A 26,575-nucleotide genomic window follows, 5' to 3' on the forward strand; every position below is an offset into this window, starting at 1 on the left:
CGATTCACGAAGGACACATGAGAGGGACTTCCTATGGAATGGTTTCAAGCCGCGCTCGAACGATATAAGGAGCTGACGCCTTCCGACCCGGTCGTACCGAGGCCGGCACGCGTCACTTCCGCGCGGCGCGCCGCTTCGACGTCGTTTGTGTACAGCCGCACGAGGTCGATCGAGATTCCGGAAGCAGTTCTGCAGGACCGCCGCATTCTAGCGGGATTCGATGGGGGGCCCTTCGTGGACGCGTTCAAGATTCTACGCACGCAGGTCTTGCATCGCATGAGGGAAAAGGGGTGGAACGTCATCGGGGTGACGAGCCCCGGAAACCATGAGGGCAAGACCTTGACGGCCGTGAACCTGGCGACCAGCTTGGCCATGGATGTCACGCAATCCGTGTTGCTGATCGATGCCGACCTGCGCGATCCTCATCTTCATGAGATGTTCGGCATCGGAGATTGCGCGGGGTTGGCCGATTACTTGCTTGACGACACCCCGATCGAGGATCTCTTGATTCATCCCGGTATCGGCCGCTTTGTTCTGCTTCCGGGCGGGCGCTCTGTGTCCCATTCCGCCGAAGCCTTGACGAGTCCCAAGATGATTGCGCTGACCGAAGAATTCAAACATCGCTATGAATCGCGATTCATCATCTATGATCTTCCGCCGCTGCTTCGCACGTCCGATGTGCTGGCCTTCGCACCGTATATCGACGCGCTGTTGCTGGTTGTAGAAGAAGGGCGGACGAAAGTTGAAGACCTGGAGCGGGCCCTGTCGCTGGTGAAGCAGTCGACGCCGGTATTGGGTACCGTGCTCAATAAGGCGGGACGCGAAGCCGCCACGCTGACCGGCATGAGAAAATCTCTCTCCACCTGAGTCGCTCGCGACGGAGTAGGGTCCGATGTATAAGACATTCTATGGCCTCCGTGACAAGCCCTTCGCTTTATTGCCGGACACCGAGTTTCTCTACCTGGGCGCGACGCACCGCACCGCCTATAGTCTTCTCGAATATGGTTTGATCAGCGAAGCGCCGTTCATGGTCCTTACCGGAGACCCTGGGATGGGCAAGACTTCCCTGCTGCAGAAGGTCATCGCGGAGCACCGCGCGGCCTATTCCATCGGCCTGGTGACCAATGCCCGGTATGACGTGAACCATCTGCTGCCGTGGATTCTTCTCGCACTCGGCCTCAGCCACAAACAGTTGGATCCGGTCGAGGCCCACCACACGTTCACGGAGTTCCTTTCCCGGGAGGCCGAACGGAACCGGCGGGTGGTGCTGATCGTGGACGAAGCCCAAACGCTTGGCGTGAACTTGTTGGAAGAGTTGCGCCTGATGTCGAACATGAATCAAGAGAAGACGCTTCAATTGCAAATCATTCTTTCCGGCCAGCCCGATCTCCACCGGTTATTGCAGCGTCCCGACATGACACAGTTCGCCCAGCGCATCGTGGTGGACTACCATCTGCAGCCTTTCAGCCAGGAAGATGTCCTGCACTATATTCGCCACCGCCTGTGTGTCGCAGGTGGAAGGCCTTCTCTTTTCACCCAGGAAGCCTGTAACCTCACGCATCGGTTAAGCAGGGGCAACCCGCGCCTGATCAACCAGGTCTGCGAAATGGCGCTCACTTATGGGTTTGCCCGACAGGCCCCTCGGGTGACCGCGAAATTGCTCGCACAGGCCGCGCTGGATCGCCAAAAGAATAAGATCCTTCCATTGGCCGAAGAGGAGGACCTGTCCTCGATCGTGAACGGGCCTGAAGAAATTCAGGAAGCGGAAGAAATGGAGGAGATCGTCCCGGCGTCCTTGCCGATGCTTGGACGCGCCCCGCGCGAGAAGGAACCGGAAGCCCTGTCTGCCTCGGAAACATTCTACCAGAGCGGCTTGGCTCTCAAGAAAAACCGGCAGTATGAAGCGGCGATCAAGCAATTTGAACATGCGGCCGCCGATCCGTCATATCATCTCAAATCGTTCAGTCAAATCGGATTGTGCTACAAGGCGATCGGCCGGTTGGGAGAGGCCGTGTCGGCATTCAGGAAAACGTTTGCCGATCAGTATGCGTCCCGCCAGCAAAGTCTCACCGTGCGCTATCTTCTCGGCCGAACACTCGAGCATATGGACGAGGTGGATGAGGCACAGGAACAGTATCGGAAGATTTGCCGCGTCGATCGGACGTTCAAGGACGCCGCGATCCGCCTCTCTCGGTTGGAAGAATTCGCGCCGTCCGGGTCGATGCCTGCATCATTCCGGCCGTCGGCCGTCGGACGCGCCTGGCGCCAGGTCCGGCAGTTGTTGAAAGGCAGCAGCTAGGTAGATCAGAATAGCTCGATTGATACTCCATGAAGCAAGTCATTCAAAGTTACCGATCCGGTACCCTGAAAGTCGATGACGTACCGCCGCCATCGTTGCGCGGTGCGGGTCTACTCGTCCTGAATCAGGCTTCCTTGATCAGTCCCGGGACGGAAAAATCCACCGTGCAGGTAGCGCAGAAGACCCTGATCGGCAAGGCGATGGAGCGGCCTGAGATGGTGAAGAAGGTGCTGACCGCCATTCAAAAGGACGGGCTCAAGGAAACATTGAAACGCGTGTTCGACCGGCTCGATACGCCGGTCGCGCTGGGCTACAGCTGCGCCGGAACCGTCGCGGCGGTGGGGAAGGAAGCGGGACAGTTCTCGGTCGGAGATCGGGTAGCCTGTGCCGGGCAGAATTACGCATCCCATGCCGAGATGGTCTATGTGCCGAAAAACCTCTGCGTCAAGATTCCGGACGGAGTCGAGTTTGAGGACGCGTCGTTTGTGACGCTCGGCGCCATCGCGTTGCAAGGCATCCGCCAAGCGGAACCCAGGCTGGGCGACCGGATTGCGGTGATGGGGCTGGGCTTGCTGGGACAGCTTACCGTGCAGCTGTTGAAAGCCTCCGGCTGCCGCGTGATCGGTGCCGATCTGGATTCGTCAAAATTGAAGTTGGCGCAGCAGCTCGGGGCGGATGCCGCCGCATCACCCGGCGAATTGGTCGAGGCCGTGTCGGTCTTCTCCGAGGGCCAGGGCGTGGATGCGGTCATCATCACGGCCAGCACCAAGGACAATGGGCCGGTGGAGGTGGCCGGCGCGATTGCGCGGAAGAAGGGTCGGGTGGTGATCGTGGGGGCGGTTGGAATGGACCTGCCGCGGGAGCCTTATTATAAAAAGGAGCTGGATCTTCGCCTCTCGATGTCCTATGGGCCTGGGCGATACGACAGCGACTTTGAGGAAAAGGGCCACGATTATCCCTACGGCTATGTGCGCTGGACGGAAACGCGGAACATGCAGGCGTTCCTTGAATTGGTCGCCGAGCGGAAGATTCAGATCAAGCCGCTCATCACGCACCGCTTTTCCATCGAAGAGGCGGAAAAAGCGTACGCGCTCATGATGGAGGGCGGCGTGCCTTATATGGGCATGGTCATTACGTATCCTCATGATACGGCTCGTGCCTTGCCGGTGGCGATTCCGGTGGCGGCCGCACCGGGCGCTCGTTCGGTCACGCTTGGGATCATCGGGGCGGGCAATCATGTCAAAGATATGCTGCTCCCCCGGCTGCAGAGCTTCTCATCGGTCTCGATCCGCGGCATTTGCACGGCGTCCGGCATCACGGCCAAGTCGCTGGCCGAAAAAATCCACGCGGGCTATTGCACCAGCGATGCGCAGGCCATTCTGGATGATCGGGCAATGAACACGGTCTTGATCGGAACCAGGCACGACAGCCACGGGTCGCTGGTAATCAGGAGTCTCTTGGCGGACAAGCACGTCTTTGTCGAAAAGCCGCTCTGTCTGACCGAGGAAGAGTTGAGTGAGATTCGTGCGGTCTACGAAAAGAAGGCGGCGAGCGGGCTCCAGTTGATGGTGGGATTCAACCGGCGGTTTTCGCCCCATGCGAAGCAGGCGCAGGCATTCTTTGCCGCGCGCAAAAACCCGCTCGTGATGCTCTATCGGATCAATGCAGGGCGGATTCCGAGAGAACATTGGGTTCAAGATCCGGAGGTTGGCGGCGGTCGGGTGATAGGTGAGGCCTGTCATTTTGTCGATTATCTGCAAGCCCTGGCGGGAGCCCAGCCGACATCGGTCTTTGCGAGACGAGTCTCCCGGCATGGTTCCGGCGTCACCGATGATCAATGTGTTTTGTCACTCACGTTTGGGGATGGGTCCATCGGCACGATTGTCTATACAGCCGAAGGCAATCGGAGTCTTCCGAAGGAATATTTTGAGGCCCATGCCGATGGGAAGTCGCTGACGATGCAGGACTTCATGGACACGCAGATGTATGCCGATGGTCGAACTAGCCAATTCAAGACGGCAAAGCGTGAGAAAGGATTTCAGGAAGAGATGACCCGGTTCGTGCAAGCCGTCGAGCAGGGGAGTCCGCCCGTCATGCCGTTCGAAGAAATTGAAGCAGTCACCCGCGCCTGCCTCCTTGCCGTGCAAAGCCTCCAGACCGGATCGGTCTACGAGATCTAGCCCGACCTTCCCCTGAAAATTTAAACCACGCCGTGCTGGAAACTTGATGCTTCTTGCAGCCCGGTTTGGGCCGCTTCCTCGAACGGTCGGACAGAGCCGTTCACATTGAGCATGAGGCAAAAGCTGTCTTGGTCAAGTGAAGCGTTCAGATCGCTTCGAGCGTCATTCAAGCAGGTCCGCACGAATCCTTTGCGGCCATAGAAACGCAACCAACCCGCCATTTCGTAACTATAGCCCGGATCGTCGCATCTCAGCGCCGGTAATAACACTACGACCTGCTTATTCTCTACAGGATAAGAGACACATAGCTTCTGAAGAATCTGGCTGCCGAGCCCGAGACGTCGAAAAGCGGGTCGAATCCATACCATAAGTCGTAACCTGGACGGTGCTTCAGGATCTTTGGCAAGAACACCGAAACCCCACGTCCCTTCTCCAAGGTGGGAATGATTCGTGCTTGGGTGAGTATCTCCCACCCGGGCAACGATCAGAGGGTTCATGAAGGGCTTATAATAGAGATCATATTTATATTCTTGGACCGGCCATTCCCTTAGCAGCTCCCTCAGGATTTTGGGAGGCTTCTCAGGCACGGTGCTGTCATTTTTTCCCGTGAGATGGCTCTTTAGTTTCTCAAAAATGAGATCGAGATCATGGGGCCATGTCCCATCCTTTCGCGAATACACTTCTGGATTTATCTCCGGTGAGAGGTTGAGTTGATACTCTGCGAACTCCACGAAATCCTTGCTGTATGTGCTTCGCAGGCTTGGCCAAAGAAGCCGGAAGGTCTCAGTCGAGGCCCAGCGCTGAAACAAATTCATCCAGCCCCGGGCTGTTGAATGTGCATAATATTGCGCTAAGCGAAGATCGTAGAAGACGTTTTCCATAAGCTGGATCTGCAGATTACAGAAATGGAGAGCCGCTCGTTGTTCCGTCGCGGGTCGCCCGGCATTTTGCCGGTTGGGCCTGCCGTCGGTCCTTTGAATCGTTCGATCTTCAGTGTCAGCGCACTGTTCTCCCAAGTCTTGTTGTATATTTGGGAGCTGGGCCTCGTGCCGCGACCGGGCTTCATCCTCTTTATCCTGTCCTCTGAACATGTACCCGATTTCGGGGTAAATTTCTTGATCATATGTCATCAGATCAGGGTCGGCACTAAGCTTGGCCTCGAGCTTCATCAACTGGCTTGTCTGCTGGAGAAAGGAATTCTGGATAGTGGGCGGGATCGGATCCCAATAGGATCGCAATGCATAAAAGAAGTCGTCGGGCGGCTTATAGTTTTGGTTGGGCATACCTGAATACCTCCCAGCCGATATGCTCGCCGAGTCGGCGATATGACTCGAACTGCGATTCTGAAAAGAACTGATCGGCCGTGGTCTCATGGGGAAAATCCGGGTGCCGTCCGGCATACTCGGCGACGTCCGCCGGTTCATCCCCGGTTCGCGAAGCTTTGATATAGACCAGCATTCCGACCGGCGAACTCGAGTCTACATGATCGTAACGAATCGTGCCGATCGCATGATGCCGAGCGCTCGAACCGCCGTTTTTTGATCGGAGTATTTCTAAGTCGATCTCAATGTCGATACCGAAATCGGCGCGAATCTTCCGTATGGCGTTCCCCAGATCCTCGAATTCGAAGTTCCGGTCGGCTCCTGCATCACAACAGACGATATAGCGGCACCGGCGCCGTACCAACTCATAGATTCCGAGATTGTCGAAATGGCCTCCGTCGGACAGATAGACGTACCGGCTCTCTGCCGACGTCTTCCCGAACAATTCACACAGGAGGTAGTACAGGCTGAGCGTCGGGCCAGGTGTATCTCGCGTGGTGCGATGATGCGGATTACCGACCCACCATCCCAGCCGCGCATTGAATAGCGAGAGGAAGAAGGCCACCGGACGGCTGCTATGGTATCCCCAGTTTGGCGAGACGGCCGCGCCCGAGATGGCCATCGCTGTCCCGAGCGTCATCTTGTTCGCGAACGTTTCAGTCGGACAATAACCTGTTTCCCGGCTGCCGCAATAACGTGAGGTTAAGACAAAGGACGAGGCCTTCCGTTCCTGCCACCCGAGATCCTTGCCATCGGTCAAGTTGAGCGCCGTGTTGATGATCAGATAGGGGCCATTGTCGCCGGCAAGCTCGCACAGAAACAATTCGTCATCCGGATCGAAGTTCATCACAGGATCGGACCGGGCGCGGTCTGCCCGAGAGGCGCGAAGATAACAACGCACCAAGCGGTTCCGGTAGAACGCGTGCATAGAAAACTCGTTGACATCCACGCTCAATGCTGCAATGCCGCCGATGACCAGACAAGTAACGGTAAATATGAGGAGAGTCCAAGGCGAGGTCTCTTTCAAACGGTCTCCATAATCAGCGATCAGCGCGCTGACCGTCGAGGATTTCGGTGTGATCGTTCCATCAACGTGAATGTTCGCCTGAACCGGCCCTGCCAGATGGATGTCGGCTGTGGCGCGCCTCAGTTTCTCAAATTGAATCGGTGATGCTTCCGAAGCCGGATGCGGACGAGGATCAACCACCTTGGCGGACACGGTGGCAATAGCAACGAGGAGGCCGATGAGAGCGATACCGGGAAGAAGCTTGGAGGCTCGCTGCATCCAGATTTGCGCGTGCGTTGAGCCCGTTTTCGAGCTGTCTCCCAGCAGAATGCCGCCGATGGTGCTCAGGACCCATCCTGAGATGAGTGCGTGTTGAGTCGTTTCCCATTCGGCAAGCAGGTCCCAGCCGAGAGGCCCATACAGGGAAAGACAAAACAGCCCTCCCCAAGCAACGGCATAGAGCAAAAGAGTTCCTCCCATGCTGCCCAGCCACTCTCGGGTCATGTCCGTATGGACACGTGTATGCCACGCAATTTGCACGCTGACAGTAAGTAGACAGACAAGAAGGGTAAAAGGAGGACCCCAGATCAGCAAATGCCATGGTTCCTCAGACCACGCCAGATGCCATACGCCGACATAGATCACGCTATAGAGCGTGAAGCCGGCAAGGGAGCCGGCGAGCAACGCAAACCCGATGCGTGAGGGAATATGGTTGACTTTTACGTTTGTTTGTCCGCTCCGCACCGAGTTATACGCGGCGAACAGTGCGAACGATCCGGCATGCACTAGACCGCCCAGGATCGCCCATCCGAAGCCTCCTAACGAGTTGAAGGTGGCGATCATCCAGGATAGCGACCAGGACAAGGGCCACGAAGCGGACCAGGGTAGTGGGGTTGACGGCCAGTACAATAGGAAGGACGATAGCCCGACTGAGGCAAATTCGAACGACAAGAGGATGGAAATCAGAATTGCAGCCAACATCAATGGAACACAAATCCTCGTATGGAGCTGCAGGAGAGTATACGGACAACACTTTTCCGGTGGAACGTCTCGCGTTCGGAGGCGATTGAGTGCCGAGGACAAACACCACAAGGCTGATCCAATCGCAAGGACGATCAACCCAAGGACTGCAGAGAAGATCCATCCAGTGGCAAGCTGCAGATTCGGCCCGGCAAGCCATGCTGATAGGTGATATTGAGCGAGTACCACCAGTCGAGGAAGGATGAGCATGGCGGTCAGGAGGGGCAGGATCACGAGCTGATTGAGAAAAAGGTTCCGGCAATAGACCGCGATCGCTGTCCAAGTATCTAGAGAGAACAGACCTAATTGCGGGGTGAGATAGTTACTGTAATGGCGAAGATGGGTAATGGGCTCGAGCGGCCGACCGTTCGCTCCATTCTGCATGTGAACATGCGCGCTGGGTCGCGAGTCCAGTCCCTGTTCAACGACCTGGAACGCTATATCTTTCTCGCCCTGACCGGTATCAATAACTGAGGCATCGTGTCCGCCGCGGGACTTTTCAATTCGCTTGATCCGTTCGCGATGGATCCACGCAGACAGCCAACTGCCGATGTACCCGCCGCCGGAGACGGTTGAAAGATAGTCAAAGACACTGAGAAAGCTTCGCCGCTCCTGATTCTGAATCATCGCGAAGCTTTGGAGAATCCCCAAATTGAAGGACGCGCTGCGAATACCTCCGCCTGAAAGTGCAAGTCCGACCAGCCCAGTATCAGCCGAAGGCCGCGTGGAGGAAAAGTTCCTGCCTCGACGCTTGGATATTTCGACCAAGTCAGCTGGAAAAATTTCACAAAATGGCGGTTCGCCGGGAATTATTGCTTCATCCTGTTGAGGCGGGGGAGTAGGCTGTTGAATCTTATCGGTCCATGGTGCTTGCATGCTATCGCTCTCGGTAGTGGCAGGAGAAACAGCAATACTGATGCCTGTTTGAAGAGAAAATACATGTGAATATTAATTGCTTTGTTTTCTATAGGACAGAAAGCGGGAGGCGAGACAAATAGCCGGTCGCTTATTCGCTCTGTGTATCCAATCGTGCGTTGCTGTTATCCGAATCGATACATTTCTGAGGCGGAGTTCGGAAAGAAGATCGGTATCGGAATGCAACTCGCTGAAGCACAGCATCAGGCGGCCGGCTCCAGTCCATGAACCTGTCCGAGGTTTGCATAAGGCGAAGCAGTCACCCGCGCCTGCCTCCTTGCCGTGCCAAGCCTCCAGACCGGATCGGTCTATTCGGTCTAGGTGTCCATGAGTTTACTTGCTCAATGTCGGATGGGCCGGTTCTATGCGCCATAGGGGCCCATTGGTATAAAGAGGCCCTTCAAACCGTACAAAAGCGGGAACCTTTCCTTTTACGAGCCAGAAGTGATAATCAGGCGGAAGTTTGCCCAGAAGGGAGGCCAGCGTCTGTACGAACCAACCCAATTGAGGGCTCAACGTATAGTGAATGGCGTCGCGAGATGCTCCACCCGCGCGAATCGGCTCCTTTTCGACAGGCTTCAGCTGCACTTCATAGAGCTTGGGTTTTGGTAGAAAATCAATCATATGAACCGTGACGCTTTCATCAGGATCAAGGTTTTTGAGAAGCGTGACGGTCATGCCATTGTAGGTGTCCGGAGGAAGATCTAAATTGCCGGTGTCCGTCGTTTGCGCGCCGTCCTGAGGAGTCCGACTGAGCGTGTAGGCACCGGTGCCCGTATCCAGCGAGAGGTCAAGCGCCTCAGGAAATGAGGCGCCCCGTTGAAGTAATTTATAGCTCAGCAGTTTGAATCGCCGTTTCTGAGAAAAGACGACGGTTTCATCGTGCAGGGATCCGTCTTTGAGCTTAATTGATAGGCGACTCACTATTCGGTCTGCGCCGGCTGCTATCTGACTCAGTTCTCCGTCGCCTAATTTTTTCCCGTCAAGCGATGTGAGCGTCACGAATCCTTCGCTGATCCCCTCCGGGTAACGAACTTCAACGGGGCCGGCTTGAACTAATCCACGGTTTGATACCAGCCATAGGAAAAGAGATAAAGCGACGAACACCAAAGATTCCACCAGTCTCGATGTCATGTGCGGGGCCCTCAGTATGAAGTTCTCTTTCTACGGTTTATGGCACTCTAAATCATAAGATTCGGATGAACCGGCAGTCCGCTATGTCGACGATCTATCCTGAGGAACGACGGCCAATGTGCGCCGGCCGGCCCATAACTCTTCAAGCATAATCTTGCCGCAGGCGGCAACGGGGATGGCCAACAGCATGCCCAACGCCCCGCCGACTGCTCCACCGATCAGGACGGCCACCAACACCGCCAGCGCACTCATTTCCATAGTTTCGCTCTGGATCCACGGCGTCAGTACCCATCCTTCGGCAAAGGCGACTACGACGACCACCAAGCTCGGCCAAAGGAGGACATCCATCCAAGCCGCCGATCCGGATGAGGATAAGGCGTCGATATATTTCGCGAGCACGACTATCGGCCATCCCACGGCGGATAAGTACGGGACGATGGTCAAGAGTCCCGTTAAGATACCGAGCAATAAGGCGTACGGGACCCCGGCCACGCTCCAGCCCAGCGCAAAGGCCGCGGCTGTAATCGCGGCAATGAGCAACCGGCCCCGCACAAAGGCGCTGAGCGCTTGGTCCATCCGCCTCAGCATGCGATGAACCCGCCGGCCATAGCCTTCTTCCACTTTAGTCCGGACGAGGCGTTCCTTGGCATCTCATCGATCGACATGGCTCGTCGGCGGATGCCGACTGGATTCACGACGCCCGCTTCATTTGGCAGTCTCACTGTATGGCAGGTCCGTTCACCACACAACCAGGCTTTCCCCTAACTGATCTCGCGAGTTTGCATAAGGTCTCCAGTCCGGATGTAATGTGGAGGCAGTGATCGTCCGTGCTGGAGCAGGCGACGATCGCTCTATCGGAGCGCCGCAACATAACTCAATAGGAGGTGCTGTATGGTCCGTCCAGTATTGGCCGGGTTGATGATCGTGTCGCTGGCCGCTCTCTCTCAGGAGGTCGAAGCGCGCGATAAGAGTGGTGTGTTGAAAGCGACCGACTTGATCGGTATGAAAGTCGAGGGCACGGACGGAAAAAACTTGGGAAAGATTCTCGATCTGGTCATTGATCCAGTCGATGCGTCCATCGACTATGCCGTGTTGGATTTCGGCGGCGTTCTCGGAATTGGAGAAAAATATTTTGCGGTGCCGTGGGACGCCCTCACTTGGACCGAGGATAAGAAGAAGATTACGCTGGACGTCACGAAGAAGGACCTGAAACAAGCTCCCGGGTTTGATAAAAATAATTGGCCTGATCTCACCGACAGAGGGGAGTCCGTCGCCATTTATGAGTTCTATGGAGTGCCTGTTCCGAGCGGCGAGGCTTCGTCGAAACGGTAGTAGCGCCGAGATCTGATCTCTTTAATTGCTGGCAGGTGGTTCGTTCAGCGCTTGCAGAATCGCGTGATGCAATCGTTCGGGTGCGGCGTCCTTGGTGAGATAGGATGCCACGCCCGCCTCTTTCATGGCAGTTGCAATCTGTTCGCTTTCATGAACCGATAAGCCGATGACCGCGATGTCGGGGCAGGTGTTCCTGATGATGCGGGTGGCCTCGACTCCATCCAGTCTCGGCATATTGACGTCCATAACCACCACGTCGGGACGAAGCGCCTGCGCCAGTCGCACCGCGTCATGTCCGTCCACTGCCTCGCCGACCACAAGTACTTTCTCGAAGCCCATAAGCACGGACCGCATGCCTTGACGCACGAGCGGATGATCATCGACTAGAAGAACACGGATAAATCTCTGGCCCGACGGGCCGGCCGAATGAGTGGACTCAAAGATGGGCGGAGTCTGCACGGCATTGTCCGACTCTTTGACCGGGAGAATGAGGCGGGCGGTGGTTCCACTGTCTGGGCCTGATATGATTTCGACTCGCCCGCCGATGGCTTCCATCCGCTCTCGAATACTGAAGAGTCCGAAATGCTTTCCGGCTGCCACGGCGGCTGACGACGGGTCGAATCCCTTTCCGGCGTCTGTAACGGTGACAACCAGCAAACCGGAATCGGGGGTGGCTATAGCCAAGCCGGCGCTCTTGGCTCCGGAATGTTTGACGACGTTCATCAAGAGTTCGCGCGCCGACTGAAACACGAGCACGGCATGCTCCTCGGGAATATCGACACAAGAAGACGCGATGTCGGTTGAGACCGTGATGCCATGCTGCTTCATTTGGTCGGCCAGCCAGGTCAAGGCCATCACCAACCCAAACTCCCGGAGGACCGGCGGGGTGAGTTGTGCGACGAGCGAGCGCGTGTACGAGATGCAGTCCTGTACCATGCGCTCGGTGTCCCGGAGCTGCTGAGCCAGGCCGGTATGCTCAGCTTGCTGTGCGGTTTGTGCGAGCCGCAACCGGCACACGACGAGTATTTGACCCAGATAATCGTGCAGCTCTGTGGCGATTTGTTGCCGTACCCGTTGTTCAGCCAGACTGAGTTCCGTAGCGAGCGCGCGCAGACGTTCCTCCGACCGGTGAAGTTCATGCGTCCGCTCCGCCACACGTCGATCCAACTCGGTGGTGAGTTCACGCAGCTCCGCTTCGATACGTTTGCGCTCGGTGATGTCCCGGGCGCTTTTTGAGGCTCCGACGATGCGACCCGCATCATCTTTGATCGGAGAAACTGTCAGCGATACGCTGATGTGACGACCGTCTTTTCTGCGCCGAACGGTTTCATAATGATCGACATGCTCGCCGCGGCGAATCTTATCCAGAATATGAGTTTCTTCGTTGAGCCGATCTTCAGGGATGAGCATCGTGATGGACCGGCCAATGACCTCCGCCGGCGTGTACCCATAGATGCGTTCCGCGGCGCGGTTCCATGTAATAATTTTGCCCGTGAGATCCTTGCTGATAATAGCGTCCTCGGAAGACTCGACGATCGCAGCTAAATGTGCTCGATCGGAAACGAAGGGCAGCTCTCGCAGCTCGTCGGGGTTCGGCACTGGTTCTCCGGGGCGTTGAGGAGGTTAGAGACGTTAAATGGTAGTCCGATAACATATAATTGACAGCGAGCCTTCGCCACAACTGGGATGTTCCCTAGGGTCGAGAGTTTAATCTGGATGGGGCGCTGTAGAGGTGGGCTGGCGCCAGCCACACCCGTGTGTTTCGAAGCTAGAACCATGGCGGTGTATTTGTTGACGAGGGATAGAAAAGAATAGGAATATGTCGGCATCAGTTTGTTGAACCGGAGGCGCTATGGATTGCATATTGTTTCGGCACGGTATCGCGGTCGAGCGGGAGGAGTGGGACGGAGTCGAGAGTGATCGGCCGCTGACCGATAAGGGCCTCCGGAGAGCCAGGCAAGCGGGTGAAGGATTACGTGAACTCGAACTTAAGCCGACGCATCTCCTGTGCAGCCCGTTCGTCCGGGCCCATGAGACCGCGAAACTACTGCAAGATCTGTTTCGACAGAAACTGACTGTTCGGCTGGCCGACGAATTGCTGCCGGATTCTCCTCCCGATAAACTGTTTCCATTGCTGGCGTCGCTGCCTTCCGATGCTTGCGTGATTTGTGTAGGGCATGAGCCCCATCTGGGAGATACGGCCGGGTCAATGATTTTTGGGAAGCCGAGCGCCGGACTTTCGCTCAAAAAAGCCGGCGCCTGCCTGATCCGATTTGCGGAGGCGCCGCGGCCGGGGAGGGGAGTATTGGAATGGTGGCTAACGGCGGGCCAGCTTCGCGCGATGCGGTAACCATCCTCCTGCTCTAAGATTGAATATGCGGTGCTGCGGTTCGCTTTGCCTGCGTCCTCGCCTAGCTGCTGTAGAGAATTCGGGTGCCTTGGCTGACGAACGGTGCGCCCAGCCGGCGTCGGCCGCGATGCGATGCGTCTTGTGAGCCATTTCGGTAGGGGCCAACCTGCGTCGCCGCGCCTAACGGATTACCGGAACGGCGCCGCTGTCGGCCGCAGCTGCTTTCATCTTCTGGCGCCACGGCCAAACCTCTGCGCGCATCCGTTCCAGCCAAGGCAGGAAAGGGCAAGAAGAAGCACGGCGGGGCCGCAATGGTGCTCACGCACCGCTCCAGCGAGCTTTAGTGGAATAGCACCTCGCGTTTGCGGTAGAGCGGCGAGGTGTAACATAACTACCGGCTCGTTTCACTTGTTAGTATCCTCTCGCCACTCCGTCGCGCTCCTCCGTGCTCACCCCACTCACAACCTAACCTGGATTCCCGCCTTCGCCCTTCCGCGAAGACAAATCGGCAGGAATGTCGAATCTGACAACGTCCGCTTGGTCGTCAAGGGGACAGATAAATGATCTCCGATGAACGATATAAATACGTAAATCATCCGGGTGACTTGTTTGCCTGCTGCCTAACTGGTATTCTCCCCCGCCACGTTCGTATTTTTGCACAAGGCCGGAGATTATTCGCGATGAGAACTGACCCGCCAGGTACGCGGCGTACATGGCGGCGGAGCAGGCCGGCACAGAACTGCCGCCTCGCCGCGCTGCTCATCAATCCGCGGCCGCATATCGGCAAGATCTATCATCTGACTGGCCCGCAATCCGAGAACATGCATTTCTATGCACAGGAGTATTCGAAGGCGCTTGGCCGCACGATTACATTTCAGGATATTCAGGCCGAGCCGTGGCGGGACGGGCTGCTCGATCGCGGCTTGCCGGTTCACCTGGTGAACCACCTCGTAACGATGGCCGACCTGCACCGCACCGGACGTTACGACCGGATGTCGGACGACGTGCTCACGCTAACGAAGCAAGGGCCGCTGAGCATGCAGGAGTTCGTGAGAAAGAATGCGGCCGCATTCACCGCATCGGCAAAAGCCGCCTGACTGTTTTGCTGATATCTATCTATGACTGTGAGCCGCAAATTCGATGCCATTATCGTCGGGACGGGCCAAGCGGGTCCGTCACTGGCTGCGCGCTTTTCCTCGGCGGGCATGACCGTCGCGATTATCGAGAGGCACAAGTTCGGTGAGCTTCAGCCTTTCACCTAACAGAAGCGCTCGTGTCAAAAAACTGCGGACTCTCCGTTCAATGGTCGCTCGTCAGCCAAACCCTGGATTCCCGCCCCCCGCGGGAGTGACGACTTGAGTTAGAGACATCCATTCGGCGGGTGGAACGGATGGGCGGTGAGGCTTGCCGGCATGGCGTATTGCCAATGCATAGCTGAAGCGGCAGGACCGCAACGGCATTGCGATGCTCCATCGCGGCTTTATAGTTGCGTCCGTGTGTTCAAAAAACGCTTGAAGAGCTGCCGTAGACCATCGCATCATGCCGCAACCGAACCGTCCGCCGTTCGTCACCCGCTCCTAAGAACGACGAGAGAGGATTGGTTCTACGGGGCGGCCGCAGTCTTGGCCGGTTGCAATGTCTTATCCTGCATGAGCAGCGGCTGGATCTTGGCGCGGAGTTCCGCTTGGATGTCGTCCGGCGATTTGCGCGCGTCGATGACCTCGAACTGAAATTCGGTGGCCATTTTGTCGAATTCCTCGATCAACAGCCCCTGATATTTCTTAAAGCTATCGTAGAGGTCCATGCCGAGCCGCAGATCCATCCCGGATTCCCAATAATTCATTCCCTTGCTCTCAATCACTCGGAGCGCCAGCGTGTCCACGTCAATCCTCAAGTAACACACGAGATCGGGGATGAGCGCATAGCCGAACACCTCACGGATCCATTTGCGGTCACCGCTCCGGACATAGTCCCGTGCAAAGGCCGTATAAATGTAGCGGTCAGCCAGCACGATGAAACCTGAGCGCAGGGCCGGGATGATCTGATGCTCCAACCGATCGGCAAAATCCGTGGCATACAACAAACTGAGAGACCAGCGATCGAGAATATTGCCTTGCTTCGCCATCTCGATCGTTTTCGACATGAGATTCGAGCGGGTCCATCCGGTCGTGACGACGCCATAGCCTTGAACTTCGAGCCATTCTTGAAGCGACTCAATGTGGGTCGTTCGGCCCACTCCATCGGTGCCTTCAATGGCGATCAACCGGCCTTTCAAGTCACTCGGATTTAGGTATGTCAAACCGTCGCCAAAATAGCGTCCGCCGACCATGCGTCCCTCGTTTGGGTTTGTAGTTCACCAGGGCCCGTTCAACCACCTGGCGCATCGCGCTCTGCTGTGTTTCGATATCCTGCGTCGCATCCATCACCGTCAATGAGTATTCATCGACGATCTTGTCGTACTCCGTGAGGATGCGGGATTGGAAGATCTTAAAGCTTTCATTGATATCCTGGCTGAACCCCATGTCCATGCCGGCTTCATAGAATTTGATCTGCGCCCTGCCGCCGAGCAGCCGCGACACGGCCACATCGATCGGGACCTTGAAGTAAAACGCCAAGTCCGGGCGGATCGCAAAACTATAGACCTTTCTGATCCAGCTCGGTGAGACGCCGCGGACCACGTCGCGGGCGAAGGCGGTATACATGTAGCGGTCGGCGAGCACGACCATGCCGGCCTTGAGCGGCGGCAGAATCTCATGAAACAGGCGGCTGGCGAAATCCGTGGCGTGGAGGAGGCTGAAGGTCGTCGGGGTGAGACTCTTATTCTTTTTACCTTTCTTGGTAGTGTCCCGCACGAGTTCGGATGAATTCCATTCCGTAAAGAATACTTTGTGTTCGCGCGACTCCAGCCATTTTTGCAGGAGAAGCAGTTGGGTGCTTTTGCCCGACCCGTCGATCCCTTCCACGATGATCAGCTTGCCGGGATAGGGATGCGGTTGTTGAATGGAATGACCGCTGTCGCTCATGCCGCTCCTTCTTTCGGGACCACGATCTCGAACTGCACAGAACGTTGAAAGACGCTTTCGAACAGATTCGCGCGTCCGCGTGCCGCCCAAATCTCCAATTCGGCCTCGCCGGCCACATGCAACCGGATGGTGACGGTCTTGCCGAGGATTACGTCGAGGCTCTGCACGACGGAGAACTGGCTGCGATCCAAGGCATCGGCGATGCGAAGCAACGATCCCAGGACCTTGACGATCCGCTGGGAGCCGGCCGGCATGGACGCGAAGTCATCGTGTTTTTTGGCCGGCAAGGCGCGGCGATGATAGCGGGCCAGGTTCGCGATAATGTCCACTTCGTCCGCCGTCAGGCCGGACAGGTCGCTGTGCTTGATGAGATAGTAGGCATGTTTGTGATGCTGCCGTGGATTGATGACATAGCCGATGTCGTGCAGGATCGCGGCAAACTCCAGCCATTCTCGCTCGCGCCGTCCATATCCATGCAATGATTTTGTTTGATCGAAGAGGCGTACTGCGAGGCCGGCCACATGCAGGGCGTGGGTCTCGGATGAATGACAGCGCCGGGCCAAGGCGAGCACGTTCCGCTTCCGCACGTCCGGAATATCATGCTCGGCCTGAATTCCTTCCCGGTGCCGCTGGATAAAATCATAGATCAAGCCTTCCCGGATCGCCTTGTCGCAGAGGGTCAGCTCCTCCTTCTGTGTCAATTGAAGCAGCGTACGGAAGACGAGGGCGGTCGGCAATAACGTGTCCACTCGCTTCGGATCCAGGCCGGGGATCGCCAGCCGGGCTTTGACGGTGGACCGTGCGAGCTGGCGTTCGACCTGGGCGATTTCTTTCAAGGAAATTTTCGACAGATTCAACTGGGGAAGCGGACGGCCGGTGCGCTTGAGGTAAATGACTTCGGTCAAGTTGGCCGCCATGCCGGATGTCGCGATGATCTGCTCGATACGTCTCGTCCGGATGGACGCCAGCGCGCTTTTGAACTGGCCCGCCACCGTTGCTTCAAGTTGTTTGAGCATGCTCTTCGACGGCGGGGTCTTGGTCAAATACAGGTCTTTGAGCCGGATTGCGCCAAGCTTGAGGCTTTTCACGTGAAAGATTTGCTCTCGGTTGCCGACGATCATCTCCACCGATCCCCCGCCGATATCGACGACCATCGTGGGCTGGTCGGGCAGAGCGATGCTGTTTCGGACGCCCAGAAAAATCAGCCGGCCTTCTTCGGCGCCCGTGATGACCCGGGCGATCAAGCCGGTCTGCTGCGCGACCTGATCCAGGAATTCCCCGCCGTTGCGCGCTTCCCGCACCGCGCTCGTCGCCACCGCTTCGATCCGTTCGTAGCCCTTGTTCCGGGCAAGCATCACCAAATGTTTGATGACCTCGATGCCGCGTGTCATGGCCTGGTTCGACAGGCGCCGGGAGGTGAACACACCGTCGCCCAGGCGGGTCATGTCTTTGAAGCGGTCGAGCACTTTGTAGGTGTAGTCGGGATAGACCTCAGCCAGGACCATGTGGATCGAATTGGTCCCGATATCTAGGACGGCGAGCTTCGGCATTGACGGCGCTTGGCGGGATGTTGAAAAAGTCCTCCAGCTTTGTTCTCGCGTCGCTCAGAGACTCAACGTACGGAAAAGAGTACGACTCGCCTCTTCGCTCGCTGCGGCCTCGCTGGAAGGCCTTTTTGAACATCCCGCAACGATCTTCACGATCTTCCTTCACCAACTGAAGCCATCGAGCGACTGTTCTTCAGCTGCCTCTCACTTGCTATATGGACAAGGGGGGCGCGATGTGGCGGATATTCTTCCCTTCTACCATATAGACGACCAACTCGGCAATGTTTGTCGCATGGTCGGCGATCCGCTCGAGGGATTTGGCGACGAAGGTCAGGCGGATGGCGCGGGTAATGGTTTTCGGATTTTCCAGCATGAAGGAGAGCAATTCGCGAAACAACTGTTCGTTGAGATTATCCACATAGTCGTCGTCGTTGCAGACTTTCCGCGCGAGCGTCGCATCACTGTTGACGAACGCGTTCAGACACTCTTGCACCATCCGCATGGTCGAGTCGCCCATCCGCGGGAGATCGATATAGGGCTTCAACTGCGGCTCCTCGTTGAGCTCGAGGGCGCGCCGGGCGATATTTTCGGCGAGATCGCCCATCCGCTCCAATTCGGACGAAATTTTCATGGCGGTGGTGATGAAACGGAGGTCGCGTGCGGTCGGCTGGTGCAGGGCCAGAAGCTTAATGCAGGCATCGTCGATGTCTACGTCGAGGCTGTTGACGTCGTGATCATGGATGACGACTCCATGCGCTAGGTCCGAATCCCGTTCCACGAGCGATTGCATGGCGCGAAAGATTTGGCGTTCGACCACCGACGCCATGCGAAGGAGGTGCTCCTTGAGTTGAGCTAATTCATGATCAAAGTGCCGCTGCATGGTTTCGGTCCTCCTCGATGATCAATGCGGGCCGGCTCATCCGAATCGGCCGGTGATGTAGTCTTCCGTTCGCTTGTCTCGGGGCGTGGTGAACAGGGTCTTGGTGTCGCCGAACTCGATCAACTCACCCATAAGAAAGAAGCCGCATTGGTCGGAGACCCGCGCGGCCTGCTGCATATTGTGGGTCACGATGACCACGGTGTACTTGTCCTTGAGCGCGAAGATCAATTCTTCAATCTTTGCCGTCGCAATCGGATCCAGAGCCGAGCAGGGCTCATCCATCAAAATCACATCCGGTTGCACGGCCAGTGCCCGCGCAATACAGAGCCGCTGCTGCTGTCCGCCGGAGAGGCCGACGGCGCTGTGAGAGAGCCGATCTTTCACTTCGTCCCAGAGGCCGGCGCCCTGGAGGCTCGTCATGACCACATCGTCGAGGATGCTTCTCCCGCGGACCCCGTGCAGGCGCGGCCCATAGGCCACATTGTCATAGATGGATTTCGGAAACGGATTGGATTTCTGAAACACCATCCCGACCCGCTTGCGCAGGGCATTGACGTCGACCCCGGCGTCATACACGTTGGTGCCGTCGAGTTCGATGCGGCCGCTCAGGCGGGCACCTTCGACCAGATCATTCAGGCGGTTCAGGCATCGCAACAGGGTGGATTTGCCGCAGCCGGACGGACCGATAAACGCCGTAACCGTATTCGAGCCGACCGTCATCGTCACATGAAACAGGGCTTGCCGGGAGCCGTAGAAGAAGTCCAGGTTGCGCACGCGGATCTTGGCGTTGATGTCTAGACTGGCCACCGCGATTGCCTCCTTGTCGGTCCGCCGGACCCCCATGCGCGGCTCTGCGGCCAGAACCGGTTGTCCCATCTGCAACAGTGATACGTGTTTGTCCATGACGGCTCCTTCGCTCACCTATACGGCCGAAGTCGTAAAACGCTTGCGCAGGCGGTTGCGCACCACGACGGCAAGAAGATTCAATGTGACCACCACGACGATCAGCGTCAGGGTCGTCATATAGACCATGGGTTTGGCCGCTTCGACGTTCGGCGATTGGAAGCCGACATCGTAGATGTGGAAGCCGAGATGCATGAACTTCCGATCCAGATGCAAGAACGGAAACGCGGCATCCAACGGCAACGACGGAGCCAGCTTCACCACGCCCGTCAACATCAGCGGCGCCACTTCGCCGGCGGCGCGGGCCATGGCGAGGATCAGGCCGGTGAGAATGCCGGGCAGCGCGCAGGGCACGATCACATGGCGCAGGGTTTCAAATTTCGTGGCGCCCAGACCGATGGAGCCTTCCCGGAACTCGCGCGGCACCGAGGAAAGGCCTTCTTCAGTGGCGACGATGACGACAGGAACGGTCAGCAGGGCCAGGGTCAACGAGGCCCAGAGAATCCCGCCGGTGCCGAAGGTCGGGTTGGGCAGGGCTTCAGGAAAGAACAGCCGGTCGATCGTTCCTCCCGTCGCATAGATGAAACAGCCCAGACCGAAGACCCCGAAGACAATCGACGGCACGCCTGCCAGATTGTTCACGGCAATCCGGACTATCCGCACCAGGAACCCCTGCTTCGCGTATTCGCGGAGATAGACGGCGGCCATGACCCCGAACGGCATGACGACGATCGTCATGAGAAAGACCATGAGGACGGTTCCAAAAATGGCCGGGAAAATTCCGCCTTCGGTATTGGCTTCGCGAGGCTGGCCGGACAGAAATGCCCATAGATTCTGCATGTAGGCGATGAGCTTTGCGGTCAGGGTCATCGTATTCGTGCGAGAGACGGCGATGATCTGCGATAAGGGAATCTGGACTTCTCGTCCGTCGGACAGCTCCAAGCCGATCCGGTATTGCGCCTGGCTCTTGTACAGAGTTTCGAGCTCCGCGGTCTGCTCTTGATAGGTCTCTTCAAGCGTCGAGATTCGGCGTTGCCATTCTTCATCTCGAGCCGCCTCATTAAGCGTGATGGTTCCATCGAGCGTCAGCGCGCGGCGTTTCAGCCGGAGCGTTTCGATCTCATGATTGATGGCGCCGATCCGATCATGCTCGATGTCGTCGATCGTTCGCTGGGTCTCTCTGGCGTTGGCGAGCATGATCTGCAATACCGGCCATTGCCGCTCTTCAGTGCGATCGGCCCCCGGGCCGTCATAGAGCGCCACGATTCGTCCAAATGCCGGTCCCCACTCTCGACGCTCGATCCTGATCACATCCTCGGGCGCCTGCCTCGTTTGAATGGCCGATTCGTCTAACCATTTAAAATCGAATCCGAACGCATCGCGATTGCCGATTCGCAGGCGAAGACGCGCTAGTCCTTCGGGCCGGTCACGGGTGTCGGAGCCGGGAATGATTTCGCGCCCTGTCACCTGGCCGATAAATCGTTGGCCGTCATGCAGGCGTAATTCCTCAATGCGCTGCGGCCAGAACTGTCCGAGGCCATGCACCACGATCAAGCCCAACAGGCCGGCGATCATGAGCAGGCTGATTGCCACGCCCGAGGCCGTAAGCCACACGAACAATTCACCGCTTTTCCAAAAACCTTTCATGCCTCTCTTCCGATCAGGCGGACGTATATTTCTCCCGGAGCCGTTGCCGGACGACTTCGGCCAAGGTATTGACCGCGAAGGTCAGGATGAACAGCAAGAGCGCCGCCAGGAACAGGACGCGATAAAGCGTGCCTCCGTGCGGTGCTTCGGGAATCTCCACGGCAATATTGGCCGATAACGTGCGGAAGCCGTTGCTCCAGCTCCAGTCGAGGATCGGCGTGTTGCCCGTCGCCATCAGCACGATCATCGTTTCTCCCACCGCGCGTCCGAATCCGATCATCATGGCCGAAAAGATTCCGGGGCTGGCTGCGAGCAACACCAGGCGGACGACGGTCTGCCATCTCGTGGCTCCCAAGGCCAGCGAGCCGGCGATGAGATGTTTCGGCACGTTCGACATCGCTTCCTCGGCGATACTATAGATGATGGGGATGATCGCAAATCCCATGACGATGCCGACGACCACCGCATTCCGCTGGTCGTAATGGACGCCGAAGCTGTCCATGACCCACTGTTTGAAGTGTCCTCCGAACAGCAGACCCTCAATCCACTCATTGCCGGAGAGGCACAGCCAGATTGAACCGGCGAGGAGCGGCATGAGGAGAAGCGCCTCCGTCCCGGGACGGAGGCGCTCGCGCAGATGCAATGGGATTCCGTACCAGAGAAGCGAGACAACCATGACTACGAACGGGAGTAAGATAGACATACCCACCAGCGCGGGGAAGAACCGTTCGAGCAGCGGCGCCAACCAGAGCCCCGCCAGAAATCCCAGGACGACCGTGGGGAGTGCGGCCATCACCTCGATCATCGGTTTAATGGTGCCGCGGAGGTCGGGATGCATGAACTGCGACGTGAACGCGGCGCTCAGAATAGCCAGCGGCACGGCGAGAAACAGCGCATACATCGTTCCCTTGAGCGTGCCGAAGGCGAGCGGCATCAAGCCGTATTTCGGTTCGAATTCATCGGAACCGGATGACGATTGCCAGACATGCTGCGGGCCGTCATACCCCTCGTACCACACCGAACCGAACAGGGTCTGGAAAGTAATATCCGGAAACGGGTTGCGCACCTCATACAACGCCAGCTGCCCCTGCTCATCGAAAGCGGCGAAACCATCGGACTTGGGCGCGAAGGAAACGGCGCGGATCGGTGATTCGGCGGCGGCCACCTTGAGCCAGGTTTGTTCGGAAGTCGCATAATGCACAAAGACCTGGCCGCTTTCATCGGCCGTCACAAAACCCTTGTCACGAGTGGACGGGGAGAAGGCCGTCACCGGCGCCCGATGGGCAGCAAAGGTGTGCATCTGCTGAAGTTCGAGACGCCCGAGGCTGCCGGGCATGCGCACGAGGCCCCACGCGGAGACTGCTCCGTCTCGGGTCGTCACGATGAGACTCCGATCACCATTCAGAAAGCCCAGGGCCGTAATCGGTATGCCTTCCTTCGCCACGCGATGGACTCCGGGAGAAGGGCGCGTCTCCGCCTTCTTCAAATCGAAATGGTAAATCAGTCCGTCCGCCGTGCCGGCGTAGAGATGATCCAGCGACGCGTCCAGCGCCAAATGAGTCGCGGGCCCGTCGAATCGGTGGAGTTCCTTCGCCACGATGGTCTGTTCGCCTTCATTGTCGGGAAGAGGGGCGTAGAGCAACGAGCCCTGAGTCGTTACAGCAGCCAGGCCTGATCCAGCCGTTCCTGTCCGGTATGCGAGCGCCGTGAGGCCTTCGGAACTCACGCGAAAGGGAGTCGACGTTCGAAACAAGGGCCGCCGCATTCGTTCGCCTGATTCGGAGAAACTGGTCGCCACCCCCATCTTGAACGGCAGAATCGTCCCGTCTTCCATGGCCGCCACGTATCGACCGGAGCCGACTCCGCCTTGCGCGACGGCGGTGATGCGTGCGCCCGCAATCTGGTTGGGCACGTCGACCGGAATCGCCGCGCCGGTCGCGAGATCCACGAATTGAACTCCATCGGCATTCACGAAATAGGCGATGGTCTTGCCGTCGTCCATTCCAATCTGGATCGGCGCTGCAAAGGAGACGGTACTGGGGAGGGAGACACGCGAGAGCAATCGCGCGGAGGGGGTGGCAAATAGCGGCGTGACTTCTCGAAAGATGAAGAAGAAAATGGCGAGAATCGCGACAATGACCGCGATCCCGCCGGCGCTGACGACATATGTGGCGATACGATCGAGGAATCGGCGACTTGGGAGCAGGATGCTCATCGATGACGGTCACCTCTATTATCGAAGAGTCGCGAGATGCTTTTCCGCCGTCGCGCCATCCACGGGGAAGTATCCGTCCTTTAGGACATCGGCCTGTCCTTCGCGGCTATAGATGTATTTCAGAAACTGATGGACGATCGGCGGCAACGGCTTGCCCGGCGCCTGATTGACGTACACATAGAGGTATCGCCAGAGTGGATACGATCCGTTGCGCGTATTTGCCAAGGTCGGCTCAATCGCTTTGGTTCCGGCCTTTTCGGCCAAGGGCACCATGCGAATGCCGGACGTCGCATAGCCGATGCCGCTATAGCCGAGGCCGAATCGATCTTCCGTCACGCCTTGCACGACCGAGGCGGACCCAGGCTGCTCTTTGACCTGATCCTTGAAATCGCCGTTCTTCAGCGCATGTTCTTTGAAGAAGCCATAGGTGCCGGAGGCGGAATTGCGCCCATATAAACTGATCGGCGCGCCGGCCCACTCTCCGTTTAATCCCAACTGCCCCCAGGTCTTGATCTCCTGCGGAGCGCCACGCCTCCTGCTCTTTGAGAAGGCTGCGTCAACCTGTTCGATCGTCAGCGCCGTGAGAGGATTGTCTTTGTTGACGAAGATCGCCAGGGCATCGACCGCGACCGGATACGCGGCGGGCGGGTAGCCGAACTTGGCCTCGAATTTATCGATCTCGCTGGCCTTCATCAGTCTGGACATAGGGCCGAGTTGAGCCGTGCCCTCGATAAGGGCGGGAGGAGCGGTGCTCGATCCCTTTCCTTCGACCTGGATCTTGATATTCGGATATTGCCGGCGAAAGCCTTCCGCCCAGAGCGTCATGAGATTGTTCAGCGTGTCGGAGCCGATGCTATTGAGGGCGCCGGACACTCCACTGACTTTTTGGTATGGACGTAAAGATGCCTCTATGCCCTCCGAATCCGCGGCTAGCGCGTGTGATGTGGTCGTGACGCAAGCCAAGAGAATGAAACCCGTGATGCCGCCGAGCACAGGGTGCATATGTGCCTCCGTTTCTTGGCGTCAATCTTATGGAGGCGGCGTTTCGGCCGCATTGAACTCTTGTTAACGGGAAGTTAACTTTCGGCGCGAAGCGATGGTGATTCTGCTTGCAAGATGCCCTCGTGAGTTGTACTACCGTCTCCGCAAAGATGTTTACCCGCTTGTAACATTGCCGCAACGACTCTGTGATAGCGGGCCTATACATCCGCGCCCGTCGTTATGCCGACATCGTAATGCGGAGGACCGGATATGAACGCACTTCAACGGCTGGCGGTAGTCATCGGTGTGATGGGTATTTGTCTGTGGGCTCCGTCCGGGACGCCGGCGAGCGGAGCGGAGCAGGTCCCCGCTCCTCAGGGGCCGCATGCCGGTTCCGTCCCGGCGCCGGAAGAATCCGGTCCAAGCCCTGCGCCGGCGGCGCCGAACGCATTGCCGCCGGGCGGCGCGTCGGTCGAGGACATCCTGCTTCAGAAGGGCTCGATTACCATGGACGAATGGATTCAGATTCGTGCCGAACAGGAATATCGCGGCGCCGAGAATGCCAGGCGCATCGACGCCATCGAGGATTGGAAAACGAGAACGGAACTGCTGCCCATTCTGAGGGATAAAGTAAATTTCGGCCTGAATGCGCTGCAGTTTCTCTATAGTCATCAGGACGCGCATGTGCCGGAAGGCAAGAGCCAGGACAACTTCTCCATTCGCCGGTCCGAAATCGTGTTCTGGGGCCGTATCAGCGACATGTTGCCCCGTTGGCACGCATTAATGGAGTTTCAAAGCATCAGCTTCGGCCGTGAGACGCCGACCGGGGGCAGCGGAGCGGCGACGGGCCAACCGGTCGCCGCGACATTTTTTCGCGAATCCTATATCGACTTCCGCCCGTTTCAATCCTGGGCCCCGTATATGAACTTCATTCGCATGGGTGTGTTTCGCATGCCGTTCGGCATCTTTACGGAGACGTCCGGCGGCTTGCGCGATGTCATCAGTTCGCCCTATCTCACGTCAGTCGGCAGCGGCGTCGGCAATCAAACAGGCACGGCAGGCGCCATCGATTTTCTCCAGGAACGCGATCTCTTCGTCGATGTCCGCGGGCGGTTGTTCAATCGGTTGGAATATGTCGCGGGCATCATGAACAACAACAATTATCACGCGAACGCGACCGGCGCGAACGGCCCGAAAGCCTTTTATACCCGCATTCGCCTGTTCGGCACCGATGTCTCATGGGTCAGCTTCACGACGATTCAAGGGGAGTCGAACAACGCCAACACGAATATCAACGGCCGCGGCAAAGGCACCTTCGATCGGTACGGTCTGGATTTTCGGTATACGTCGAAGATCATCCCGGGCTTCATGGTGCAGGGTGAATGGTGGCAGGGGCATGACGGCGCGAACGCGACGACCGTCGGGCGACCAGCTAATGGAACGTGCCAGACCATGGTGCTATGCGGCGGCTCCGGCGCGCCCGGGGTGCAGCGACGGACCTGGTACGTGCTCGCCAAATATTTGATCTCCGATGGATTCTTTCAAAATTGGGAACCGACCGTCATGTATGAACAATTCGATCCGAGTACTTCCACATCGAACGACCTCTATACGAGAACGATCCTCGGGCTGACCTATTATTTCGAGAACTTCCCGCCGAAGATTCAATCCAAGATTCAGTTCAACTATGAGTTCCGGCACCACCAGGGCAATGGGCCCGGCGTTCCCTACGACACCACGTTTGATGCGTTCGCGCAGAATGCATTTCTCGTGCAATTCCAGATCCGGTTTATGTAGGACGGCGCGACTTCGATATCATCT

Annotated in this window: 20 protein-coding genes; 7 read left to right on the plus strand and 13 right to left on the minus strand. The window is 57.5% G+C overall.

The window, feature by feature from the left end:
- The first annotated feature begins 33 nt into the window (after positions 1 to 33).
- Genes ACWGXE_RS09570 through ACWGXE_RS09580 form a run of 3 tightly spaced genes read left to right on the plus strand, consistent with a single transcriptional unit; the run spans position 34 to position 4,479 of the window.
- Entirely contained in the window at positions 34 to 867 is an 834-nt protein-coding gene (locus ACWGXE_RS09570; protein ID WP_447603215.1) for a CpsD/CapB family tyrosine-protein kinase, read from the plus strand.
- A gap of 25 nt (positions 868 to 892) precedes the next feature.
- A complete protein-coding gene (locus ACWGXE_RS09575) occupies positions 893 to 2,299 on the plus strand; it encodes an AAA family ATPase (RefSeq protein WP_447603217.1) in 1,407 nt (468 codons plus the stop codon).
- A 29-nt stretch (positions 2,300 to 2,328) separates the two neighbouring features.
- Positions 2,329 to 4,479: a bi-domain-containing oxidoreductase gene (locus ACWGXE_RS09580; protein WP_447603219.1), complete on the plus strand. Its 2,151-nt coding sequence runs from the start codon at positions 2,329 to 2,331 to the stop codon at positions 4,477 to 4,479.
- Positions 4,480 to 4,499: 20 nt separating this feature from the next.
- Here the strand turns inward: ACWGXE_RS09580 and ACWGXE_RS09585 are convergent, their stop codons facing one another.
- The 4 genes from ACWGXE_RS09585 to ACWGXE_RS09600 form a co-directional block, all read right to left on the minus strand.
- Positions 4,500 to 5,762, minus strand: coding sequence for a GNAT family N-acetyltransferase (locus ACWGXE_RS09585; protein ID WP_447603221.1), 1,263 nt, complete (start codon positions 5,760 to 5,762; stop codon positions 4,500 to 4,502).
- The gene (locus ACWGXE_RS09590; protein WP_447603223.1) at positions 5,743 to 8,454 is read right to left on the minus strand and encodes a hypothetical protein; all 2,712 of its coding nucleotides are present in this window, start codon (positions 8,452 to 8,454) and stop codon (positions 5,743 to 5,745) included. The genes ACWGXE_RS09585 and ACWGXE_RS09590 overlap by 20 nt, the downstream gene beginning before the upstream one ends.
- 621 nt (positions 8,455 to 9,075) lie before the next feature.
- Positions 9,076 to 9,876, minus strand: coding sequence for a hypothetical protein (locus ACWGXE_RS09595; RefSeq protein ID WP_447603225.1), 801 nt, complete (start codon positions 9,874 to 9,876; stop codon positions 9,076 to 9,078).
- Between the two features lie 81 nt (positions 9,877 to 9,957).
- A complete protein-coding gene (locus ACWGXE_RS09600) occupies positions 9,958 to 10,464 on the minus strand; it encodes an AI-2E family transporter (protein WP_447603227.1) in 507 nt (168 codons plus the stop codon).
- A gap of 303 nt (positions 10,465 to 10,767) precedes the next feature.
- Between ACWGXE_RS09600 and ACWGXE_RS09605 the strand changes: the two genes are divergently transcribed.
- Positions 10,768 to 11,208 (plus strand): PRC-barrel domain-containing protein, encoded by a 441-nt coding sequence (locus ACWGXE_RS09605; RefSeq protein ID WP_447603229.1) that lies wholly within the window; start codon positions 10,768 to 10,770, stop codon positions 11,206 to 11,208.
- A 21-nt stretch (positions 11,209 to 11,229) separates the two neighbouring features.
- Here ACWGXE_RS09605 and ACWGXE_RS09610 read toward each other — a convergent pair whose 3' ends face one another.
- Positions 11,230 to 12,807: a PAS domain S-box protein gene (locus ACWGXE_RS09610; protein ID WP_447603231.1), complete on the minus strand. Its 1,578-nt coding sequence runs from the start codon at positions 12,805 to 12,807 to the stop codon at positions 11,230 to 11,232.
- A 253-nt stretch (positions 12,808 to 13,060) separates the two neighbouring features.
- Here ACWGXE_RS09610 and ACWGXE_RS09615 point away from each other — a divergent pair, with 253 nt between their 5' ends.
- Together ACWGXE_RS09615 and ACWGXE_RS09620 are read left to right on the plus strand one after the other, a co-directional pair.
- Positions 13,061 to 13,558 carry a SixA phosphatase family protein gene (locus ACWGXE_RS09615; RefSeq protein ID WP_447603233.1) on the plus strand — a complete coding sequence of 166 codons (498 nt, stop codon included), beginning with the start codon at positions 13,061 to 13,063 and terminating at the stop codon, positions 13,556 to 13,558.
- Positions 13,559 to 14,238: 680 nt separating this feature from the next.
- Positions 14,239 to 14,655 carry a hypothetical protein gene (locus tag ACWGXE_RS09620; RefSeq protein ID WP_447603235.1) on the plus strand — a complete coding sequence of 139 codons (417 nt, stop codon included), beginning with the start codon at positions 14,239 to 14,241 and terminating at the stop codon, positions 14,653 to 14,655.
- Positions 14,656 to 15,161: 506 nt separating this feature from the next.
- Here ACWGXE_RS09620 and ACWGXE_RS09625 read toward each other — a convergent pair.
- The 8 genes from ACWGXE_RS09625 to ACWGXE_RS09660 form a co-directional block, all read right to left on the minus strand.
- Positions 15,162 to 15,887 carry a dTMP kinase gene (locus tag ACWGXE_RS09625; RefSeq protein WP_447603236.1) on the minus strand — a complete coding sequence of 242 codons (726 nt, stop codon included), beginning with the start codon at positions 15,885 to 15,887 and terminating at the stop codon, positions 15,162 to 15,164.
- A complete protein-coding gene (gene tmk / locus ACWGXE_RS09630) occupies positions 15,835 to 16,581 on the minus strand; it encodes a dTMP kinase (RefSeq protein ID WP_447603238.1) in 747 nt (248 codons plus the stop codon). Before tmk ends, ACWGXE_RS09625 begins: the two co-directional genes overlap by 53 nt.
- Positions 16,578 to 18,131 carry a Ppx/GppA phosphatase family protein gene (locus ACWGXE_RS09635; protein WP_447603239.1) on the minus strand — a complete coding sequence of 518 codons (1,554 nt, stop codon included), beginning with the start codon at positions 18,129 to 18,131 and terminating at the stop codon, positions 16,578 to 16,580. The genes tmk and ACWGXE_RS09635 overlap by 4 nt, the downstream gene beginning before the upstream one ends.
- A 208-nt stretch (positions 18,132 to 18,339) precedes the next feature.
- Positions 18,340 to 19,008, minus strand: a complete 669-nt coding sequence (phoU, locus tag ACWGXE_RS09640; RefSeq protein ID WP_447603241.1) for a phosphate signaling complex protein PhoU — start codon at positions 19,006 to 19,008, stop codon at positions 18,340 to 18,342.
- Between the two features lie 36 nt (positions 19,009 to 19,044).
- Positions 19,045 to 19,851, minus strand: coding sequence for a phosphate ABC transporter ATP-binding protein PstB (gene pstB, locus ACWGXE_RS09645; RefSeq protein ID WP_447603924.1), 807 nt, complete (start codon positions 19,849 to 19,851; stop codon positions 19,045 to 19,047).
- Positions 19,852 to 19,929: 78 nt separating this feature from the next.
- Positions 19,930 to 21,558 (minus strand): phosphate ABC transporter permease PstA, encoded by a 1,629-nt coding sequence (gene pstA, locus ACWGXE_RS09650; RefSeq protein ID WP_447603243.1) that lies wholly within the window; start codon positions 21,556 to 21,558, stop codon positions 19,930 to 19,932.
- Between the two features lie 13 nt (positions 21,559 to 21,571).
- Positions 21,572 to 23,773 (minus strand): ABC transporter permease subunit, encoded by a 2,202-nt coding sequence (locus ACWGXE_RS09655; RefSeq protein ID WP_447603244.1) that lies wholly within the window; start codon positions 23,771 to 23,773, stop codon positions 21,572 to 21,574.
- A gap of 18 nt (positions 23,774 to 23,791) precedes the next feature.
- Positions 23,792 to 24,775, minus strand: coding sequence for a PstS family phosphate ABC transporter substrate-binding protein (locus tag ACWGXE_RS09660; RefSeq protein ID WP_447603246.1), 984 nt, complete (start codon positions 24,773 to 24,775; stop codon positions 23,792 to 23,794).
- Positions 24,776 to 25,024: 249 nt separating this feature from the next.
- Here ACWGXE_RS09660 and ACWGXE_RS09665 point away from each other — a divergent pair, with 249 nt between their 5' ends.
- Positions 25,025 to 26,551 carry a hypothetical protein gene (locus ACWGXE_RS09665; RefSeq protein WP_447603248.1) on the plus strand — a complete coding sequence of 509 codons (1,527 nt, stop codon included), beginning with the start codon at positions 25,025 to 25,027 and terminating at the stop codon, positions 26,549 to 26,551.
- Positions 26,552 to 26,575: the final 24 nt, after the last annotated feature.

The organism is Nitrospira sp. Nam80 (assembly GCF_965152575.1).

What these genes read in the sequence shown, in the direction of transcription:
- ACWGXE_RS09580 (WP_447603219.1), top strand. Translation starts at nt 2,329, where the DNA reads ATGAAGCAAGTCATTCAAAGTTACCGATCCGGTACCCTGAAAGTCGAT.
- ACWGXE_RS09615 (WP_447603233.1), top strand. Translation starts at nt 13,061, where the DNA reads ATGGATTGCATATTGTTTCGGCACGGTATCGCGGTCGAGCGGGAGGAG.
- ACWGXE_RS09660 (WP_447603246.1), bottom strand. Translation starts at nt 24,775, where the DNA reads ATGCACCCTGTGCTCGGCGGCATCACGGGTTTCATTCTCTTGGCTTGC.
- ACWGXE_RS09595 (WP_447603225.1), bottom strand. Translation starts at nt 9,876, where the DNA reads ATGACATCGAGACTGGTGGAATCTTTGGTGTTCGTCGCTTTATCTCTT.
- phoU (WP_447603241.1), bottom strand. Translation starts at nt 19,008, where the DNA reads ATGCAGCGGCACTTTGATCATGAATTAGCTCAACTCAAGGAGCACCTC.
- ACWGXE_RS09600 (WP_447603227.1), bottom strand. Translation starts at nt 10,464, where the DNA reads ATGCTGAGGCGGATGGACCAAGCGCTCAGCGCCTTTGTGCGGGGCCGG.
- ACWGXE_RS09620 (WP_447603235.1), top strand. Translation starts at nt 14,239, where the DNA reads ATGAGAACTGACCCGCCAGGTACGCGGCGTACATGGCGGCGGAGCAGG.
- ACWGXE_RS09590 (WP_447603223.1), bottom strand. Translation starts at nt 8,454, where the DNA reads ATGATTCAGAATCAGGAGCGGCGAAGCTTTCTCAGTGTCTTTGACTAT.
- pstB (WP_447603924.1), bottom strand. Translation starts at nt 19,851, where the DNA reads ATGGGGGTCCGGCGGACCGACAAGGAGGCAATCGCGGTGGCCAGTCTA.
- tmk (WP_447603238.1), bottom strand. Translation starts at nt 16,581, where the DNA reads ATGAGCGACAGCGGTCATTCCATTCAACAACCGCATCCCTATCCCGGC.
- ACWGXE_RS09625 (WP_447603236.1), bottom strand. Translation starts at nt 15,887, where the DNA reads ATGGTCGGCGGACGCTATTTTGGCGACGGTTTGACATACCTAAATCCG.
- ACWGXE_RS09655 (WP_447603244.1), bottom strand. Translation starts at nt 23,773, where the DNA reads ATGAGCATCCTGCTCCCAAGTCGCCGATTCCTCGATCGTATCGCCACA.
- pstA (WP_447603243.1), bottom strand. Translation starts at nt 21,558, where the DNA reads ATGAAAGGTTTTTGGAAAAGCGGTGAATTGTTCGTGTGGCTTACGGCC.
- ACWGXE_RS09575 (WP_447603217.1), top strand. Translation starts at nt 893, where the DNA reads ATGTATAAGACATTCTATGGCCTCCGTGACAAGCCCTTCGCTTTATTG.
- ACWGXE_RS09635 (WP_447603239.1), bottom strand. Translation starts at nt 18,131, where the DNA reads ATGCCGAAGCTCGCCGTCCTAGATATCGGGACCAATTCGATCCACATG.
- ACWGXE_RS09665 (WP_447603248.1), top strand. Translation starts at nt 25,025, where the DNA reads ATGAACGCACTTCAACGGCTGGCGGTAGTCATCGGTGTGATGGGTATT.
- ACWGXE_RS09605 (WP_447603229.1), top strand. Translation starts at nt 10,768, where the DNA reads ATGGTCCGTCCAGTATTGGCCGGGTTGATGATCGTGTCGCTGGCCGCT.
- ACWGXE_RS09585 (WP_447603221.1), bottom strand. Translation starts at nt 5,762, where the DNA reads ATGCCCAACCAAAACTATAAGCCGCCCGACGACTTCTTTTATGCATTG.
- ACWGXE_RS09570 (WP_447603215.1), top strand. Translation starts at nt 34, where the DNA reads ATGGAATGGTTTCAAGCCGCGCTCGAACGATATAAGGAGCTGACGCCT.